The sequence below is a fragment of the Aquimarina sp. Aq107 genome, from assembly GCF_943733665.1.
In the GTDB taxonomy this organism is placed as follows: Bacteria; Bacteroidota; Bacteroidia; order Flavobacteriales; family Flavobacteriaceae; genus Aquimarina.
This window is the reverse complement of the sequence record NZ_OX030782.1, coordinates 5355504-5373422: the sequence shown is the minus strand read 5'-3', so window position 1 is coordinate 5373422 and position 17919 is coordinate 5355504. Positions and strand designations below refer to the sequence as shown.

The 17919-nt window shown below is 31.1% G+C and carries 19 protein-coding genes and 1 pseudogene; 9 read left to right on the top strand and 11 right to left on the bottom strand.

The window, feature by feature from the left end:
* Positions 1–97: 97 nt before the first annotated feature.
* Positions 98–1369, bottom strand: coding sequence for a sensor histidine kinase KdpD (locus NMK29_RS23285; RefSeq protein ID WP_108804990.1), 1272 nt, complete (start codon positions 1367–1369; stop codon positions 98–100).
* A gap of 230 nt (positions 1370–1599) precedes the next feature.
* Between NMK29_RS23285 and NMK29_RS23280 the strand changes: the two genes are divergently transcribed.
* Genes NMK29_RS23280 through NMK29_RS23255 form a run of 6 tightly spaced genes read left to right on the top strand, consistent with a single transcriptional unit; the run spans position 1600 to position 6895 of the window.
* Positions 1600–2094, top strand: a complete 495-nt coding sequence (locus NMK29_RS23280) for a toxin-antitoxin system YwqK family antitoxin (RefSeq protein ID WP_159092323.1) — start codon at positions 1600–1602, stop codon at positions 2092–2094.
* Positions 2095–2787, top strand: coding sequence for a glycosyltransferase family 2 protein (locus tag NMK29_RS23275; protein ID WP_108804988.1), 693 nt, complete (start codon positions 2095–2097; stop codon positions 2785–2787). It begins immediately after the preceding gene.
* Positions 2787–4259, top strand: a complete 1473-nt coding sequence (locus NMK29_RS23270; RefSeq protein WP_108804987.1) for a cellulose synthase family protein — start codon at positions 2787–2789, stop codon at positions 4257–4259. The genes NMK29_RS23275 and NMK29_RS23270 overlap by 1 nt, the downstream gene beginning before the upstream one ends.
* Positions 4259–5638, top strand: coding sequence for a mannosyltransferase (locus NMK29_RS23265; protein WP_108804986.1), 1380 nt, complete (start codon positions 4259–4261; stop codon positions 5636–5638). Before NMK29_RS23270 ends, NMK29_RS23265 begins: the two co-directional genes overlap by 1 nt.
* Complete coding sequence (locus NMK29_RS23260; RefSeq protein ID WP_108804985.1) at positions 5635–6078, top strand: hypothetical protein; 444 nt, start codon at positions 5635–5637, stop codon at positions 6076–6078. Before NMK29_RS23265 ends, NMK29_RS23260 begins: the two co-directional genes overlap by 4 nt.
* Complete coding sequence (locus NMK29_RS23255) at positions 6068–6895, top strand: alpha/beta hydrolase (protein ID WP_108804984.1); 828 nt, start codon at positions 6068–6070, stop codon at positions 6893–6895. Before NMK29_RS23260 ends, NMK29_RS23255 begins: the two co-directional genes overlap by 11 nt.
* Here NMK29_RS23255 and NMK29_RS23250 read toward each other — a convergent pair whose 3' ends face one another.
* Genes NMK29_RS23250 through NMK29_RS23240 form a run of 3 tightly spaced genes read right to left on the bottom strand, consistent with a single transcriptional unit; the run spans position 6896 to position 9505 of the window.
* Complete coding sequence (locus NMK29_RS23250; RefSeq protein WP_108804983.1) at positions 6896–7630, bottom strand: protein phosphatase 2C domain-containing protein; 735 nt, start codon at positions 7628–7630, stop codon at positions 6896–6898.
* Between the two features lie 30 nt (positions 7631–7660).
* Positions 7661–8500, bottom strand: a complete 840-nt coding sequence (locus tag NMK29_RS23245) for a pseudouridine synthase (RefSeq protein WP_108804982.1) — start codon at positions 8498–8500, stop codon at positions 7661–7663.
* A 48-nt stretch (positions 8501–8548) separates the two neighbouring features.
* On the bottom strand, positions 8549–9505 hold the full coding sequence (locus tag NMK29_RS23240) for a carbon-nitrogen hydrolase family protein (RefSeq protein ID WP_108804981.1): 957 nt from the start codon (positions 9503–9505) through the stop codon (positions 8549–8551).
* A gap of 457 nt (positions 9506–9962) precedes the next feature.
* Between NMK29_RS23240 and NMK29_RS23235 the strand changes: the two genes are divergently transcribed.
* Positions 9963–10307: a hypothetical protein gene (locus tag NMK29_RS23235; RefSeq protein WP_108804980.1), complete on the top strand. Its 345-nt coding sequence runs from the start codon at positions 9963–9965 to the stop codon at positions 10305–10307.
* Positions 10308–10371: 64 nt separating this feature from the next.
* On the opposite strand, the gene NMK29_RS23230 is transcribed toward NMK29_RS23235, so the two are convergent.
* The 3 genes and pseudogenes from NMK29_RS23230 to NMK29_RS23220 all read right to left on the bottom strand — a co-directional run bounded on the left by NMK29_RS23230 (position 10372) and on the right by NMK29_RS23220 (position 13365).
* Positions 10372–11280 carry a geranylgeranylglycerol-phosphate geranylgeranyltransferase gene (locus tag NMK29_RS23230; protein ID WP_108804979.1) on the bottom strand — a complete coding sequence of 303 codons (909 nt, stop codon included), beginning with the start codon at positions 11278–11280 and terminating at the stop codon, positions 10372–10374.
* 15 nt (positions 11281–11295) lie between these two features.
* Positions 11296–12232, bottom strand: a pseudogene (locus NMK29_RS23225) (mevalonate kinase).
* Between the two features lie 47 nt (positions 12233–12279).
* Positions 12280–13365, bottom strand: a complete 1086-nt coding sequence (locus NMK29_RS23220) for a diphosphomevalonate/mevalonate 3,5-bisphosphate decarboxylase family protein (RefSeq protein WP_108804977.1) — start codon at positions 13363–13365, stop codon at positions 12280–12282.
* A gap of 100 nt (positions 13366–13465) precedes the next feature.
* On the opposite strand from NMK29_RS23220, the gene NMK29_RS23215 reads away from it, so the two are divergent.
* Together NMK29_RS23215 and NMK29_RS23210 are read left to right on the top strand one after the other, a co-directional pair.
* Positions 13466–13939, top strand: a complete 474-nt coding sequence (locus tag NMK29_RS23215) for a TspO/MBR family protein (RefSeq protein WP_108804976.1) — start codon at positions 13466–13468, stop codon at positions 13937–13939.
* A 27-nt stretch (positions 13940–13966) separates the two neighbouring features.
* Positions 13967–14524 carry a TetR/AcrR family transcriptional regulator gene (locus tag NMK29_RS23210; protein WP_027394908.1) on the top strand — a complete coding sequence of 186 codons (558 nt, stop codon included), beginning with the start codon at positions 13967–13969 and terminating at the stop codon, positions 14522–14524.
* A gap of 88 nt (positions 14525–14612) precedes the next feature.
* On the opposite strand, the gene NMK29_RS23205 is transcribed toward NMK29_RS23210, so the two are convergent.
* The 4 genes from NMK29_RS23205 to NMK29_RS23190 form a co-directional block, all read right to left on the bottom strand.
* Positions 14613–15395: a hypothetical protein gene (locus tag NMK29_RS23205; protein WP_027394907.1), complete on the bottom strand. Its 783-nt coding sequence runs from the start codon at positions 15393–15395 to the stop codon at positions 14613–14615.
* A gap of 74 nt (positions 15396–15469) precedes the next feature.
* Positions 15470–16027 carry a DUF1697 domain-containing protein gene (locus NMK29_RS23200; protein WP_108804975.1) on the bottom strand — a complete coding sequence of 186 codons (558 nt, stop codon included), beginning with the start codon at positions 16025–16027 and terminating at the stop codon, positions 15470–15472.
* Between the two features lie 2 nt (positions 16028–16029).
* The gene (locus NMK29_RS23195; protein WP_108804974.1) at positions 16030–17238 is read right to left on the bottom strand and encodes an NAD(P)/FAD-dependent oxidoreductase; all 1209 of its coding nucleotides are present in this window, start codon (positions 17236–17238) and stop codon (positions 16030–16032) included.
* On the bottom strand, positions 17238–17915 hold the full coding sequence (locus tag NMK29_RS23190; protein ID WP_108804973.1) for a glycerophosphodiester phosphodiesterase family protein: 678 nt from the start codon (positions 17913–17915) through the stop codon (positions 17238–17240). Before NMK29_RS23190 ends, NMK29_RS23195 begins: the two co-directional genes overlap by 1 nt.
* Between the last annotated feature and the right edge of the window lie 4 nt (positions 17916–17919).

Sequence of the window (17919 nt, the reverse complement as noted above, 5' to 3'; positions counted from 1 at the left end):
GTTTAATTAGAATATCTTACTCTTATAACAGAATATTGCAAATTCGTTTTAATGTGTAAGAAAAGAAGTAATAGAATAGATTACTATTTTATAAGTATTAAGCAACTAAAGGAAAAGTGAGTACTACTTTTGTTCCTTTTTTCAATTCACTATCAATTGAAAGTGAGCCCATTTGTTGTTCTACAAGTTTTTTTACAATTCCTAATCCGTAGCCAGTTCCTTTTTCGTCAGCGGTTCCGGATGTTGATTTAACCTGATCAGAAAATAGAACTTTCAATTGTTCTGAACTTATACCTACGCCTTTATCTACCACCGATATGTTAATATGGTTATTATTAATACTACAATTAACTATAATTTTCGATTTTGGATGAGAAAACTTAATAGCATTTCCAATTAGGTTTCTAAAAACAGTTTCCATCATAGAATTACTGATTCTCAATTTTATATTTTCTGGCACCTCATTAATCAACGTGATTTCTTTAACATCGCTATTAAACTTATAAAACTCGAAAGTCTTATTTACAATTTTTGCAATTGAAAACTCTTCTAAGTTTATATCACTATGATCCACATCTTTCTCATCCCAGCTTAACAAATCTTCCAAAAGTTCGTTTCCTTGAGTAGCTGATTCTTTTATAAGAGTAAGGTATTCTAACTTTTCATTCTCATCCTTACTTTCTGAAATAAGCTCGATTAGCAAATTCATTTGATGAAAGGGGGTTCTCAAATCATGACCAATAATTCTAAACAACTGGTCTTTTGTGGCATTCATCTTTTTTAACTCAGTATTTTGTTTCTCAATCAATACTCTTGCAGACTTAATTTTTCTAAAAAGTGATTGTACAAACTTTTTACCTGCATAGGCTATAAACCCACCTCCAGAAACCAAAACTCCGCAAAAGATAAATCTCATAACCGAATGTTCATTACCAATTGTTAATGCACAACAGATGACAAACAAAATATTCATCGTATTTAATATAAAAAGATGCCTCGCATGAATCAACGTACCTGCAGCAAATATAACCGTAGCAAAAATCATTTGAACGTGTATAAAATTATATTCAAACGCAAAACTGGAATCAAAATAACCAACAATAAAAGTGTAATCAATAGCAAATCTAATAGTGTATAAAGATATCACGATTAATCCCTTTTTAGTTATTAAATCAAGCTTGAGGATTACTAGTCCTAAAGTAAGAATGATAATATTAGCAATATCCCTGTAGAAATACAGACTAAATCCAGTATTTAAATATTCTATATAACCATGAAGTGCCGTAGCTGGAAGTATCACACAGAAAAAAGGTGCTAATACTCTATCATATTTCCAGGTACTATCAAATGTTAATAGCTTCAACTTCATAAATTTGATTATATTTTTTTAAAATAAAAAAGAGAAATAAAATAATGTAATCTTTTCTAATTATCGACAAATATACCAAAATCATCGATAAAATACATATTTTTATATAAACAATTCAAAAAAAGTAAGTTTTATACGTACATTTAAAACCGCTTTGATTTAGATTTTTAAAATAATTTGTAGGTATCTCTAATAGTTTTCGTCTAAGCTCGTAACCAATGATTAAAATGATGAAATACGTACTTTATATTGTTATTTCCTTTGTATGCTTTTCCTTTCAAACTTCTGTAGAAAAAGAATATCATAAAGAATACTACAATGATGGATCTATAAAATCCGAAGGTTGGAAAATGGATGGCCAAAAAATAGATTATTGGTATTCTTATTACCCTAACGGTACTATTTCTGAGCAGGGACATTTTTGGAATAATAAAAAACAAGGGTATTGGTATTTCTACTCATCAAGTAATAAACTAATCAAAGAAGGACATTTTATAAACGATAAAGCAGAAAAATGGTGGATTATTTACGATATTGCCGCAAGTAATAAGAAAAATCGTGTTACTAGAAAGTACCAATATAAAAATAATCAAAAAAACGGGTATTGCCTTTTATATAAAAATGATAAGCTTTTTAAAGCAGAAAAATACGTTGACGATCAGAAAACCGGAGAATGGACAGATGTTTTTAGCTTCAAAAAAGACAACCCCAACGCTTCGCTATAAATGAATCCCATAATCAAAGTAATCATACCTGCCTTTAATGAGCAAGACTCTATAGGCCACGTAATTAATGAAATTCCTGATTTAGTTTCTGAAATAATTGTGGTAAGTAATAGCTCTACGGATAATACCGAAGAGGTAGCAAGACAGGCTGGAGCTACTGTACTAAAAGAAGAAAGAATGGGATACGGATATGCTTGTTTAAAAGGACTTGATTATGTTGCCTCACAACAAGCTGTTCCAGAAATAATAGTTTTTCTGGATGGTGATTTTAGCGATTACCCTGAAGAATTGACAAAAATAGTCGCACCTATAATAGATCAAGATATTGATATGGTAATAGGTGCTAGAGATAAAAAATTACGAGAGTCGGGATCAATGACAATCCCTCAGATTTTCGGTAATTGGCTTGCAACAAGCTTAATGAAATTGTTTTTTGGTGCAAAATTTACAGATCTTGGACCTTTTAGAGCAATTAAATATGATAAGCTTTTAGAACTGAATATGCAGGATAAAACATATGGCTGGACTGTAGAAATGCAGTTAAAAGCAATAAAAAGGAGTTTTTCCTATATAGAAGTTCCGGTTCGATACAAAAAGAGAATAGGTGTCTCAAAAGTTTCAGGAACCATAAAAGGTGCTATCTTTGCAGGCGTTAAGATTTTAAGTTGGATTTTTAAATATAGCTTTGCGTAATGGATATTGCTATCATTGTTATTTATACATTAGCGTTATTAATAATTTTCTTGTACAGTTTAGCGCAGTTGAATTTACTTTTCAACTATCTCAAATCACGCAAACTGGATGACAAATCTCCTACTTTTGATCTTTCTAAAGAAGAAGAAACCCCTTATGTAACAGTTCAATTACCTGTTTATAATGAACTATATGTAATGGAACGACTACTTGATAATATTGCGCTATTAGAGTATCCAAAGGATAAGTTAGAAATTCAGGTATTAGATGATTCTACGGATGAATCTGTTCATACCACTGCTACTCAAATAGAGAAACTACGAAAAACGGGGCTTGACATTCAGCATATTTGCCGAGAAGATCGAAAAGGATTTAAGGCAGGTGCTCTAAAAGAAGGATTGAAAATAGCCAAAGGAGAGTTCGTAGCAATTTTTGATGCTGATTTCTTACCAGGAAAAAAATGGCTGCTGCAGACAATTCCTTATTTCAAAGAAGAAAATATTGGTGTTGTACAGACTCGTTGGGGACATATCAATAGAAATTACTCTATGTTAACTAAAATTCAGGCATTTGCATTGGATTTTCACTTTACTATGGAGCAAGTAGGACGAAATTATAAAGATCACTTTATTAATTTCAATGGAACCGCAGGAGTATGGAGAAAAAAATGTATTGAGGATGCAGGAAATTGGCAAGGTGATACACTGACAGAAGACTTAGACCTTAGTTATAGAGCCCAATTAAAAAAATGGAAATTCAAATATCTTGAAGAAGTAGAAACTCCAGCGGAATTACCTGTTGTTATTAGTGCAGCTCGCTCCCAACAATTTAGATGGAATAAGGGTGCGGCAGAAAATTTTCAAAAATTGTATTGGAAAATGCTTAAAGATAAAACCGTTCCTTTTAAAACTAAGTTTCATAGTTTCTTTCACTTATTGAATAGCAGCATGTTTTTATTAGTACTATTAGTTGCGGTATTAAGTGTTCCTGTGATGTATATCAAAAATAGTAACCCAATGTTTAGCTGGTACTTTAATGTAATTGCCTTTTTTGCACTAAGTACTGTGATATTTTTCTTCTGTTATTGGCATACATTCAAGAAAATTCATAGTGGTGGTTTTTGGAATTTCATAGAATATATAAAAATGTTTTTCACTTTCTTTTCTATAGCTATGGGATTCTCTGTACATAATTCTATGGCAGTTTTAGAAGGTCATTTTGGAAAGAAAAGTGAATTTGTTAGAACTCCAAAATTTAATATCAACACCTTAAAAGATTCGTGGAAAGGAAATAAGTATGTAAACAAAAATATTTCTGGAAATACCATTATTGAAGCTTTACTTATGTGCTACTTTGCCTTTGCTTTATATAGTGCTTTTAAACTACAGGATTTTGGATTGTTTCTATTTCATATCATGTTATTTCTTGGATTTGGATTTGTATTCTTTAAATCAGTTACTTCTAAATTATAATGAACGAATTATGGAAATACAATAAGTTTTCCATATTACTAATATTAATTTGTACCATATTTTATTGGAGTTTTGCTTATCAATTAGAACGCATTGATTTCGTAAAAATGTCTGCCTTATGGGTTGGTTTATTTTTTATTTCCTATAGAATCATTAAAATTAATTCTAGTAACATTAAACTATTAGCAGGTATTGCTTTAGCTTTTAGAATATTATTTCTTTTTGCAATACCTAATCTATCTCAAGATTTTTATAGATTTATTTGGGATGGCAGAATGTTATTGGAAGGATTTAACCCTTATCTATCCTTACCAGAAACATGGATTGCAGAAGGTAATGCCCCAATTGCTCAAGCACAAAAATTATATAATGGAATGGGCACTCTTAATGGCAGTCATTATACAAATTACCCTCCTTTAAGTCAATTTTGTTATGTTATCGCGGGTCTTTTTTCTGGAAACAGCATTCTAGGCGCAGCAATTGTTTTGAGATTATTAATCATTTTGGCAGATATTGGCACTTTTTTCTTTGGGAGAAAGTTATTGCAAATGTTGCATATACCAGAGCATAGAATCTTTTGGTATATCTTAAACCCTTTCGTTATTATTGAACTCGCCGGAAACTTACATTTTGAGGCAGTTATGATATTCTTTATTATTTGGTCTTTGTATTTATTGCAAAAGGGATATTGGTATTGGGCAGCAATGGCACTGGCATTTTCTGTATCTGTGAAATTAATCCCTTTACTGTTTTTACCACTGTTTTTTCAAAAATTCGTAACAGGATTTAATACATCTAAACTTAAATATCGTTTTTTCAAACTTGTGGGTTTTTATAGTATTGTTATTATAACTACTGTACTTCTATTTACTCCTTTTTTATCTGCAGAGTTCATAGCAAACTTTAGCAAAACCATTAGCCTTTGGTTTCAGAACTTTGAATTTAATGCGAGTATCTATTACATTATTCGTTGGATTGGATATCAAACCATTGGTTGGAATATAATTGGCACGGTAGGAAAGATATTACCATTAATCGTTATTGGAATTCTATTAATTCTCACATTTTTTAGAAAGAACAAAAAGACATCAGAATTAATTACCGTTATGGTTATTGGTATTTGTAGTTACTATTTTTTATCGACTACCGTTCATCCATGGTATATAGCAGTTCCTTTATCACTTTGTATATTCACTAACTATAGATTTCCTATTTGGTGGTCATTTCTTATTATATGTAGCTACACGGCGTATATCAACCCTGATTTTAAAGAAAATTTATGGTTTGTTGCTCTGGAATATAGTATTGTATTTGGTATTTTTATTTTTGAAGTATTAAAAAACACTTCAAAAATTTCATTAAAATCTATCTATACTTGAGTTTTAAACTAAATAACAAACTACACTTTCTACTTATAACAGTATTTATTAGTAGCTTTTCGTTTTCTCAAGATACTACAACTATCACAGAATTATTACAAAATAACTGGGATCTATGTAAATATAGAACGGATAGACATTTTTGCGAATCTAATTCAACTAGATTAGATTGTGATTATCAGCTTAAAATTACGCAAAATCAATTTACTTTATTTAAAGATTCTAAAAAAATAGATTCGGGAGTCTTCGAAATTGAACATCATTCTGGAGATACTTTCTTTATCAATTTTAACTCTTTATCAAATGATAAAATATTAGAATTATTTGGGGCGAATACTATCAAGCTTTTTAATAAAAAAGAAGAAGGTATTGCACTTTTTACAGAGTTGACAAAAACCCTTTTTGTACTAAAAAACACGCAACAATATCTTGAAAATTAATTTTAGAAAAATAGGACGTAGATTATTACGATTTGTAGGAGTCATTATTATTTTGATTCTCTTTATATATATCTTTTTATATGTAAAACAAGAACGTTTCTTTTTTAACCCAAAAGTATTAGACAAAGATTATTCGTATTCCTTTGATCAGCCATTTGAAGAGATCAACATAGCTGTAGAAGAGAATATCAATCTAAATGCATTGTTATTTAAAACAGATTCTATTAGCAAAGGGTTAATATTATATTTTCATGGTAATGCAGGAGCTATTCATGAATGGGGAGAGCGAGCGTATTTATATACAGAAAATAAATTTGATGTTTTATTCGTAGACTATAGAGGATATGGTAAAAGCGACAGTTTCTATGAAGAAGAATCCGAACTCTATCATGATGCTCAAAAAATATACGATTATGCCCTAACTCGTTATGACGAAAAAGACGTTATTGTATTAGGGTATTCCATAGGGACTGGATTTGCATCATATACTGCAGCAAAAAATAATCCTAAACTTCTTATTTTAGAAGCGCCATATTACGCCTGGAATGAATTCATAGCAAATATAGCACCTGTTCCACAATCATTAATTAATTACGAAATCCCGTCGTATAAGTTTTTAGGAGAAGTCAATTGCCCTATTCGTGTTTTTCATGGTTCCAAAGACTTTTTGATTAAACCAGAAGAACATTCTAAACGATTAAAACAATTATATCCGGATAAAATTGAACTTACACTTATTAAGGGGGCAGGTCATAATGGTATTTATCTTTCTAAACAATATTATGACGAGTTAAAGGAATTGTTGGATAGGTATTAATCATACAATAATTCTAATAATAGCAAGATCATCTGTTAGAATTTGGTCCATTCTAATTTCTAAATCTTGAATTTTCTTTTCTAGAAAGTAGTCATATTCAATTCCTGTCTTATCTTTCAATAAAAACTGAATAATCTCCATTTCTTTTTTCTGATGTTTTTTGTTTTTAAAATTTTTAAAAGAAAAAATACCATCTGTACAGATAGACAAATCTCTAAAGGATTTTATAGATAGTCTTTGTTTTTGTAATAAATACCAAGAATTAAAATCTTCATTTAAATGATATCCCAAATAATCTGGTTTATCATTTTGTTCATATTCGATAACATTATTATCAAAACAAATTAAACCATCTCCAATTGTCAAAAACTCACCAGTAGAAGTCTTTTTATCAACTATTCCAATAATTAAGGTTGATAATAATTCTTCTGTTTCGATACCTAAACTATTTTTAAACACTTTAAGCTGATTAAACAGTTTTTGAAGGATTTCTTTTAAACATAAAACTAACTCAGAAGAATCACTTTCTATAAAATCCGTATAAAACTTCTCTTTAGCTACATTTCTAAGAATTTTTCCTATAAGAATTGATGCGAATACAGATTCTTTTCCCATAGTACAACCGTCCATCACAGCAATCATAAATCGATTTGAACTAAGCTGTTCTTTTATTAAAAAATCTTCGCAATAATTTGTGTGAAAGTTACCTATTTTAAGTGCAGAATATATCTTCATAAATGTATACTCCGCGAAAATAAAAAAATTCTACATCATTTTCATATTAATCACCTCTTGTTCTGTAAGTATTCGCCAGTGACCTCTAGGCAGATCTTTTTTAGTTAATCCAGCAAAAATAACTCTATCTAGTTTTACAACACCGTAATTAAGATGTTCGAAAAGTTTAGTTACGATACCGTTTTTTGAAGACATTAATTGTATCCCAATTTCATTTTTAGCAGCTCCTTCTATATAAGATATCTCATCTACCGAAATAAAACCTTCTTCTAATCGCACACCTTTTTCTATCTTCTGAAAATCCTCGAACTTTAGATTACGATCCAACTCTACATGAAAAATTTTGCGAACTCCCGTTTTATGATGAGTTAACTTCTTTTCTAAATCTACATCATTAGTAAAAAGTAACAAACCTGTAGTATTTCGTTCTAATCTACCTACTGGTTTTAATCTTGCCTTGGATGCATTAGCAACTAAATCCATTACTGTTCTTGTTTTCTCCGGACTTGTAGAAGTCACAAAACCTTTAGGCTTATTAAGCAACACATATTCTTTTCTTTCTGGTGTGATTAATCGACCATCAAACTTAACCTCATCTGTTAATTTAACCTTATATCCCATTTCGGTAACTGGTTTCCCGTTTACCCAAACACTTCCTGTTTGTATATACAAATCGGCATCTCTTCTAGAGCAAACTCCAGAATTAGCGACAAACTTATTTAATCGAATTTGATCGGGATCAGAAATCTTCTTAGGTGAATTATTATTGCCCTTTATGGGAGCCTTACCTTTACTATATGATTTTCTATTAGGTTTTCCACCTTGTCTTCCACTTCCTTTTCCTCTATTGGAATTATCACCACGACTCATATCTTACATTTTTTGCAAAGATAGTTGTTTCGTTTTTAGAAATGACAACTATTCTTCACCAAACCAAACAGTACTTTGACGCTCTCTATTTACATTAAGCTGCGTTACATCTGGTCGGGAGTAATGTCCTACAGGATCAAAATTCTGGCGTTCTTGCAATACACGATTAAAGTCTAAAGTTTCTATTAACAAGCCTTCTTTATGAAGTATAGGTTCCAAAATCCACTCTCCATCTGGTCCAGCAATACAGGAACCACCATTACCTAAAACGTCAGGTGCTTTTTTCAAAATTTCATCTAAATGTGGTGTCGTAGAAGGAAAATCCTCTTTTCGCATTAAACTAGATACAGAAATAACATAAGACCTTGATTCTCTTGCTATAAAACGAGTAATGTCTTTAGTATTATAATCACTTCCCGGCCAAACAGCAATATGTAGGTTTTCTCCTTGTCCATATAATGCTACCCTAGGTAATGGCATCCAGTTCTCCCAACAATTTAAACCTCCCACCGTAAATGCTTTAAGCGAATGTACCCGAAGCCCGTTGCCATCTCCTGGAGCCCAAGTCAATCTTTCTTCATAGGTTGGTTGCAACTTACGATGTACAGATTTAATTTCTCCATCCCCATTTATATAAACTAAAGATGCATATAAACTATGACCTCCTCTATCCAATGGTCGTTCGATAACACCTAAATAGATTGCTATATTATTCTCTTTTGCTAAATCGCAAATTCCGTCTAAATCTCCTCGCTCTATAACTACTGCATTCTGAGCATAATGAGCATGAATTTCTTTCTGGATCTTATTGTCGAACTGAACTCCATCGGTTAGTGAAACCCAAAAAGGATATCCAGGCAGTAAAGTTTCTCCAAAAACAATAAGCTCTGCATTTTTTTGTGCCGCTTCAATAATTGATTTTTTTATTTTTTCTAGTGTAGCACTTTTATCCAACCAAACTGGCGATATCTGAGCTAAAGCCACAGTAAGTAATTGATCCTTCATAAAGAATGTCTAAAATTGATTTTTAAATTTATCCAGATTTATAGTTATTATTCACAAATCCTTAAGAGTTTAGTTAACGAATAATTAACATTTAAAAAATTGATTTTCAAACACTTAAACCTAAACAATCGCTTTACGGTTAAACCATCACTTAACATTATGGTAACATTAAAACAGATCCAAAAATTCAATTATTCGTATCGCAATAAGATTAAGACTTGAGAATTTAACATCAAAAAAATCAATCCTCCTAAATACTCCCAAAGTAAACTTATAAAAAGTATATATTATTCAAAGTTCAATTTATGTTAAAACGTTCTCTTTTTTACGCAAAGGTAAACTTAGCAATACATTCTAATAAAATATAAACTCAAAAATAATTACGTATCGGTTCTACATTTGTCTTGTAAAATTAAAACAAGTAAAATTTTATAACTCAAATAAAAACACGTAAAAAATGAAAAAATTAATTGTATTAGTAGTAGCCATTTTAGCAACAACTCAAATTTTTGCTAATGACAAAAACACTAAAGAAACTTCAGAGCAAAAACTAAGAAATGAAATTGCTCTTTTATTAGACAGACCAGAAATTAGATTAGAGAGTAACGAAATTAAAGCTAACATTGAGTTTATCTTAAATGCTAAAGGAGAAATTGTAATCCTTACAGTAGATTCAGAAAAGCAGGCAATAGAACAGTACGTAAAGTCTAGATTAAATTACAAAAAAGTTAACACTGACGCCATCAAAACTGGCAACAAAGTATTTAAGATTAAGCTAAAAGTATTAAACCCTGAAGCTTAAAACTTACTAAAACAAACCTTGTTTAAAAGAGCAGTTATGTCTGAATGATATAGCTGCTTTTTTATTACCAAAGCAGTCTATCCAGTATCATATTAACATCAATTAGTACAATACTAAATACTCCAGATACAATGATTAATTTTAAAATATTGTGTAACCATACATAATGTGTTCTTCCATCTGATTTCCATAACGCTATCAGAAATAACAACAATAATGTTAGACAAACATAAAAGTAAAGATACATGTAGCCTACTTCATACTTTGTAAGTAGTAAATAAATAGGCAGACACGAAGCTAACACTAATAAACTAATCATTTTTTTCGAAGCTGATTCTCCATAAATAATTGGAATCGTTTTATAATTTTGAGCTACATCGCCTCTAAGATTTCCTAGATCTTTCACCATTTCTCTCATCACCAGCATCAAAAACAAAAAGGTAGCGTGAACAAAAATCACTTCATCAAAATTTTTATAATAAATGAAAACAGCAAAGAAAGGAGTAATTGACAACGTAGATGCTACGAAATTACCTAGAAAAGGCATTCTTTTTAGCTTATGAGAATACAACCATATCCCAAAGACGTACAAAGAAAAAAACAATACCGCTTTAAAAGAAACATAACTGGCTAATATTACTGAAAGAAAGTTAAGCACAAAATATCCTGTTAATTTAGTTCGTTGACTTACTAAACGATCTAACATTGTTTTCTGAGGTCTATTTATAAGATCCTTTTCCCTGTCATAAAAATTATTGATAATATATCCTGCTGCAATTACCCCTGCAGACGCTAAAACGATAACAAACAAATCTGCATCAAAAAGCACATCTCTTAAAGGGATGTGAGGGGCTAGAATAAAAATCGAAGTAAGATATTGAGCTAAAACAATAATGAGTACATTGTATCCTCTAACAATAGAAAATAGGCTCAATAATTTGAGTAGGATGAGTTTATTTTTTCTAGAAAACATCCTACTGTAGTTCTATTAAAAGTTGTATACCACTTCTAATTTATAATCTTTTAGCGCAGTTTGGGCTTTGTTAAAATCTTGGGTAAAACCTAATATATAACCGCCGCCTCCAGAACCACATAATTTAAGATAATAATCATTAGTTTCTATCCCGTTTTTCCATAATGCATGAAACTGCTTAGGAATCATTGGTTTAAAATTATCTAATACAACATTAGACAACTGTTTAATATTAGAAAACAATGATTTTATATCTCCTTTTAAAAAGTCATCAACACAAGCATCAGTATGCTTAACAAACTGATTCTTAAGCATTGATCGAAATCCCTCTTGCTTCATGCTTTCCATAAAAATGCTTACCATAGGAGCAGTTTCCCCTACAATACCACTATCCAATAAAAATACAGCTCCCTTTTTATGATCCACACTTTGCGACGGAATTCCTGCCGGTTCTATATTATCTTTAGAATTAATTAGAATTGGAAGACTTAAATAACTGTTTAAAGGATCCAAACCAGAACTACTTCCATGAAAAAAACGACTCCATGAGTCCGAAAATCTCTTTCAATCTTAGCAATTTATCACGAGTAAGGTTTTCTAAAACCGTAATCTTATCCGTAGCGTATTTATCATAAATTGCTGCTACAAGTGCCCCACTACTACCCACTCCATATCCTTGAGGAATACTACTATCAAAATACATCCCAGATGCTACATCGTTTTTCAATCTTTCTAAATCGAATTCTACGATATTTTTATCTTGAACACTCTCTAAATAACTAGTGAAATCAATTAAACTTTTATTGGATTTAGTTGCTTGTTCATCAGGATTATCTGATACTTTTAAAGCTCCTTTGAAGAAGTTATAGGGTATAGAAAGTCCTTTCGAGTCTTTAATTATCCCATATTCTCCAAACAATAATATCTTAGAGTAAAAAAGTGGTCCTTTCATCTGTTCGTATTCCTTTTATCCAATTTGTCTAACTAATTAGGATAAAGTTACAACAATTTAGCACCTAATCCTATTTTGTCGCAAATATACTGTCCTTTCTCACAATATACAACTAACTCTCTCTTAATGAAGTCAATTACCTGTTCCTTCTCCGAATCTGGATATAATATATGAACATTAGCTCCAGCATCTAAAGTAAAACAAATTTTAGATCCTGTCTCTTTTCTATATTCCCAAATCCTATTAATAACAGACAATGTATTAGGTTTCATAAGAATAAAATAAGGTAAAGAAGTCATCATCATTGCATGCAAGGTCAATGCTTCATTTTCCACTACTTCAATAAACTTATCCAAGTCTCCAGAAATTAAAATACTTTTAAGTTTATCAATATTTTCGTTTGCTTGCTTAAATCTTTCAGACGAAAAAGGGTGACCGTGCATTAAATCATGACCGACAGAACTACTCACTTGTTTTTCTCCTTTATCGACAAGAAGAATAGTATCTTGATAATTCTTAAAATTTTGGTGAATAGTGTAAGGAAATTTTACCGCATATGCATCATTACTTCCTTCTACATTTTTATGCGCTCCCCAAACTGTAATCGGCCCTTCTATACTTCTACTAGCACTTCCTGAACCTAATCTAGATAAAAAGGAAGTTTTCTGAACAAACTCTTCTTTAGTCATTTCAGGGTTTAACTGCTTTTCTAACTGCATTAAACAATATGCCAAAGCACTCATCCCACTTGCAGAAGAAGCTATTCCACTACTATGAGGAAATGTATTACTCGTTTCTATTATAAATTTATACTGTTTAAGAAAGGGAACATAAGTAATTATTCTTTGAAAAAAACTTTGAATTTTTGGTTTAAAATCTGGCTTGGGTTTTCCCTCAAAAAATAATTCAAACTGGAAATTTTCAGAAATACTTTCTAACTTTTCATATCTTAATACAGTCTTCGTTTTACAAGTATCTAACGTAAAACTTATAGAAGGATTTTCTGGTAATTGCACTGGTCGTTTTCCCCAATATTTCACTAAGGCAATATTACTCGGTGATGTACAAGAAATAGATCCTTTATCAAGAACTACAGAAGATATTTTAGTGACAAACTGACTATAATCACCCATAACGTAAAAAATAATTTTGGCAAAGATAAGTTGTTATATGCTTTTAAAAGTAAGCTAGTAAAAATAAATTGCTATTTTAGTATTTAACTAACTAATTCGAATGAAAAAAAAAATACTGCGTATTGGTATTGCCGTTTTGTTATGCTTAGTAATTGGTTTTTTGAGTAGTATTGCTACGCAAACATCGATTACCACTTGGTATCCAGGACTGCAAAAACCTTCCTTTACGCCCCCAAATTGGCTCTTTGCTCCAGTATGGACAGTCCTATATATTATGATGGGAATTGCTGCCGGAATTGTTTGGAGTAAAGGTTTTTATCATAAATGGGTAAAAACTGCGTTATATCATTTTGGGTTTCAACTTTTACTCAATGCTGCGTGGTCCATTTTTTTCTTTGGATTACGTAATCCATTGATTGCACTTGTGGATATACTTGCCCTGTTTATCCTTTTATTGTTTACAATCAGGTGGTTTAAAGTTGTTAACTCAACAGCCGCTTACCTACTTATCCCTTACTTGATATGGGTTGCTTATGCAACTGCATTGAATTTTGCTATTTGGCAACTTAACTAAACCAAGAATGAAGGAATAAAAATTTTTATGAACAAAAAGTCAATTGTCTTACAGACAACTTTAGAATTAATCACAAAACAAGGAATACGGGCAACTTCTCTTTCGCAAATTATTAAAGAATCTGGTGTTGCCAATGGAACTGTATATCACCATTTTAAGAATAAAGAGGAAATTATTACAGAACTCTATTTAATGCTTACTCAAGATTTTGGAACTGTTGTTATGCGTAATGTCCCTGAGGACGATATTAAAAAGCAGTTTTCAATTATGTGGCTTAATCTATTTCATTATTTCGTGAACAACCCATTAGCTTTTGTGTTTTCTGAACAGATTGCAAGATCTCCAGAAATCCCTCAATCCTTAAAAGATAAAGCGAGACAATATTACGGGGAGATCGAGAATTATTTTAAATCAGGTATTCGGCAAAAAGTATTCAAATCATATAACTCCATGGTTATGGAAGAATTGTTTTTTGGAAATGTCGTATCCCTAGTAAAAATTCACGAAAATGAAAAAGTGAAATTATTAGATAAACATATTAATCAAGCAATAGAAATATCCTGGAAAGGGTTTCTTAGAGATTAATTTTAAAAAATACAACAATAATAAAAGTATCCTACAGACATATATCGATAGGATACTTTTATTATTGTTGTATTATATTTGAGCTAGCCTAATTAAATATTACATCTACGCAGGAATCTTTATATAATTTTTTGACCGCTGCTTGTATGGCTTTTTTGGGCTCTTTTGTCTTTCCTATAGATTTACCTTTATAATAGACACCTCCGTTTCCTTTCCAAGAAAATTCATCACTATGCGATTTAATAACTCTTACTCCATCCTTTTTAGTAATCTGAAAAGACTCCAATTTTTGATCGTATTCTAATCCTGCAGGAAAATAAACTTCTGTAACAAATTTAGTGTCTCCATTTCCATACATATAACAAACACACTCTCCTATATCTTTTGCTTCTGAAACCCTCACCATATTATTTTGAACAATCCTCCACCTCTCATTAACCTTTACACCCACCAAGTCCATCAACATGGTTCCCCTCTCTGCTAATTTCTTATCTATAAATGACTCAAAATTAACCACTGCAGAAATGATTCCTGCATTCTCTTTTTGGTTTTGAAAAACAACTTTATCTAGTGTAAGTTTAAAACTATAATTATCATCATTAATGATATCATCCAATTGCGAAGAAATATTCTTTTTATCATAATCTTTTCTGACCAAAGCTCCTGATAGATTAACATAAACTGTATTTCCACTATATTTCTCATCAAATAGATATAAAACACTATTTTTTTTTGCTCCTCTTTCTAAATCATTAATCTTATTGATATAATCCATCAATAATTTTTTTATAGGTTCTTTGTCATTCGCATGAGCAACATATGCGTTATTATAGATAAAAACGATAATAAGTATTAGTGTAATTTTTTTCATAGTGTATAAGGTAATGGTTAAACCTTTTTAATATACGAAAATTTACACAGATTTCCGAGAAGTATTTATACAACCTATTTAGGTAAAGAACTTAATTCCAATAATTTATTCATTGTTTTAAGGTTTCTAGCTGTAGCTTGACACTTTAGTTTCTTTTCAAAGAAATTACTATGAAGCTTTGTTTTACCATAACCATTTGCAGCGAATAAATAGACTACATCTTTGGTTATACTAAACTCTTCTGGAGCAAAAGAAACTAAAGACAGTTCTTCCGCAACTTTTATATCCGGATGATCATATAGTAACATAAAATACATTTTTTTACTTTCAAGCTCATCATCTTTTATTTTATCAATAAATGGATTATTCTTAAGTATCTTATCTAATTTTTCATAAGTAATCATCAAAACAGGGACATCAAAACCAAACCGCTCCTCAATACCAACTCTAATTCTCATTTCTAACGATCGAATATCTTCTGAACTATGTTGAACAGAAACATTACCACTTTGGATATATGTAACCACCGAGGTAAATTCTAAGCTTAAAAAAAGTTGTTTAAGATCGGCCATTTTAATCTTTTTATGACCTCCAACATTAATTCCTCTCAATAAGACTATATATGTATTCATATTTAAGATATAATAGCTTGAGCAGCAATATACGCACCTGTCCAGGCATTCTGAAAATTAAACCCTCCTGTAATTGCGTCAATATTTAATATTTCTCCGGCGAAGTATAGATTCTTATATTTCTTACTTTCAAAAGTTTTAAAATTAATCTCCTTAAGATCAATTCCTCCAGCAGTAACAAACTCTTCTTTAAAGGTACTCTTCCCTTTGACCTTAAAAATTCCTTGAGTCAATTCTTCTGATAATTTAAATAATTGAGATTTATTAATATCTGCCCATCGAGTAGTATTATGTATCCCAGACGCTAGAACTAAGCTCTGCCATAACCTTTTTGGTAATTCAAATTGAGCATATTTAAAAACCTGTTGCTTAGGATTTTTATTTTTTAGTGACTTTAGTATATCTACCACCTCTTCTTTAGTATAATCCTGTAGCCAATTAACAATAATCTCAAAATTATATTGATAGGAATTCAACTCTACCGCGCCCCAAGCAGATAATTTAAGTATAGCGGGACCACTCATACCCCAATGCGTAATAAGCAGAGGACCATCACTAGTCAATTTGGAATTCTTTACTGCAACCGAAGCTTCTGTAGCGATTCCTGGCAATTCTTTAATTCTACTATCTTTTATATTAAATGTAAATAATGATGGGACGGCATCAATAGTTTTAAGATCTAACTCATTAAGTTTTGTCCATATCTTAGGATTGCTTCCGGTAGCTAACATTAATTTTTTAGCTTCAAAATCACCTTGATTCGTAATTACCTTCCAAATTTCTTCTTCCTTATGAAAGTTTTTGACCACATGATTTTTTAAAACTTCAATACCAAGTTTTTTTGCTTCTGAAAGGAAGCAATCAATAATAGTCTGTGAAGAATCAGAAACAGGAAAAATTCTTCCATCGTCTTCTATTTTTAATTCTACTCCACGACTACTAAACCATTCCATAGTATCACCAGTCATAAAAGTATGAAAAGGACCTATAAGTTCTTTCTCTCCTCTAGGGTAATTCTTACTTAATTCATCCGGAACAAACTCTGCATGAGTAACATTACATCTCCCTCCTCCCGAAATTCTTACTTTGGATAAGACCTCTTTCCCTCTTTCTAGAATCCCTATCTTAAGCTTAGGATTCTTTTCTGCCACATTTATAGCTGTAAAAAACCCTGCGGCACCTCCACCAATTATTAAGAAATCATATTGCATTAAGCAAAATTAGGGAAATCTGTAATGATACCATCAACCTTCCAAGTTTTTGACGACTTTATCTTAGACGAATCATTTACGGTCCATGTATACACTTTAAACCCATTGTTCTTTGCTGAAGTGACTTCTTCTTTTTGTAAAGAAAGTATTGGTGGATGGACAGAAAATGCTTCTAGTACTTCTGCAACCTTAAGTATTGATGGAATATTTTTTTCCGTCAAAACCCCTAATTTAAACTTGGAAGTTTTCGATTTTATCTGAAACAGCTGAGAATGATCAAAACTAGACAAGATAAAATCATCATAATCCCAATCTGAATCTTTGATTCGTCGTTCTAAAAGCTCCATGACTGGACCAGCAGTTCCAATTCCTTTTAGCTCAATATTAAGTATACATTTGGCGTTTATAAAATCTAGCACCTCATTAAGTGTTGGAATTCTATACCCTTCTTTTGTTCTATATTTTTTCAATTCCTGTAACGTAAATTCCGAAACTTTCCCTTTACCATGTGTTGTTCTCTCTAAGGTTTCGTCATGGATCACAACAAGCTCTCCTGATTTACATTTATGAATGTCAATTTCAATTCCCTTAACATCATATTTAAAAGCCTCAGCTATCGACTCTACTGTGTTTTCCGCAACTAATCCAGCTGCTCCACGATGTCCAATTATCTTCATAATT

Excerpts from the sequence above, each read along its gene's own strand:
- NMK29_RS23285 (WP_108804990.1), bottom strand. The coding sequence starts at position 1,369 with ATGAAGTTGAAGCTATTAACATTTGATAGTACCTGGAAATATGATAGA.
- NMK29_RS23280 (WP_159092323.1), top strand. The coding sequence starts at position 1,600 with ATGAAATACGTACTTTATATTGTTATTTCCTTTGTATGCTTTTCCTTT.
- NMK29_RS23275 (WP_108804988.1), top strand. The coding sequence starts at position 2,095 with ATGAATCCCATAATCAAAGTAATCATACCTGCCTTTAATGAGCAAGAC.
- NMK29_RS23270 (WP_108804987.1), top strand. The coding sequence starts at position 2,787 with ATGGATATTGCTATCATTGTTATTTATACATTAGCGTTATTAATAATT.
- NMK29_RS23265 (WP_108804986.1), top strand. The coding sequence starts at position 4,259 with ATGAACGAATTATGGAAATACAATAAGTTTTCCATATTACTAATATTA.
- NMK29_RS23250 (WP_108804983.1), bottom strand. The coding sequence starts at position 7,630 with ATGAAGATATATTCTGCACTTAAAATAGGTAACTTTCACACAAATTAT.
- NMK29_RS23245 (WP_108804982.1), bottom strand. The coding sequence starts at position 8,500 with ATGAGTCGTGGTGATAATTCCAATAGAGGAAAAGGAAGTGGAAGACAA.
- NMK29_RS23240 (WP_108804981.1), bottom strand. The coding sequence starts at position 9,505 with ATGAAGGATCAATTACTTACTGTGGCTTTAGCTCAGATATCGCCAGTT.
- NMK29_RS23235 (WP_108804980.1), top strand. The coding sequence starts at position 9,963 with ATGAAAAAATTAATTGTATTAGTAGTAGCCATTTTAGCAACAACTCAA.
- NMK29_RS23230 (WP_108804979.1), bottom strand. The coding sequence starts at position 11,280 with ATGTTTTCTAGAAAAAATAAACTCATCCTACTCAAATTATTGAGCCTA.
- NMK29_RS23220 (WP_108804977.1), bottom strand. The coding sequence starts at position 13,365 with ATGGGTGATTATAGTCAGTTTGTCACTAAAATATCTTCTGTAGTTCTT.
- NMK29_RS23215 (WP_108804976.1), top strand. The coding sequence starts at position 13,466 with ATGAAAAAAAAAATACTGCGTATTGGTATTGCCGTTTTGTTATGCTTA.
- NMK29_RS23210 (WP_027394908.1), top strand. The coding sequence starts at position 13,967 with ATGAACAAAAAGTCAATTGTCTTACAGACAACTTTAGAATTAATCACA.
- NMK29_RS23205 (WP_027394907.1), bottom strand. The coding sequence starts at position 15,395 with ATGAAAAAAATTACACTAATACTTATTATCGTTTTTATCTATAATAAC.
- NMK29_RS23200 (WP_108804975.1), bottom strand. The coding sequence starts at position 16,027 with ATGAATACATATATAGTCTTATTGAGAGGAATTAATGTTGGAGGTCAT.
- NMK29_RS23195 (WP_108804974.1), bottom strand. The coding sequence starts at position 17,238 with ATGCAATATGATTTCTTAATAATTGGTGGAGGTGCCGCAGGGTTTTTT.
- NMK29_RS23190 (WP_108804973.1), bottom strand. The coding sequence starts at position 17,915 with ATGAAGATAATTGGACATCGTGGAGCAGCTGGATTAGTTGCGGAAAAC.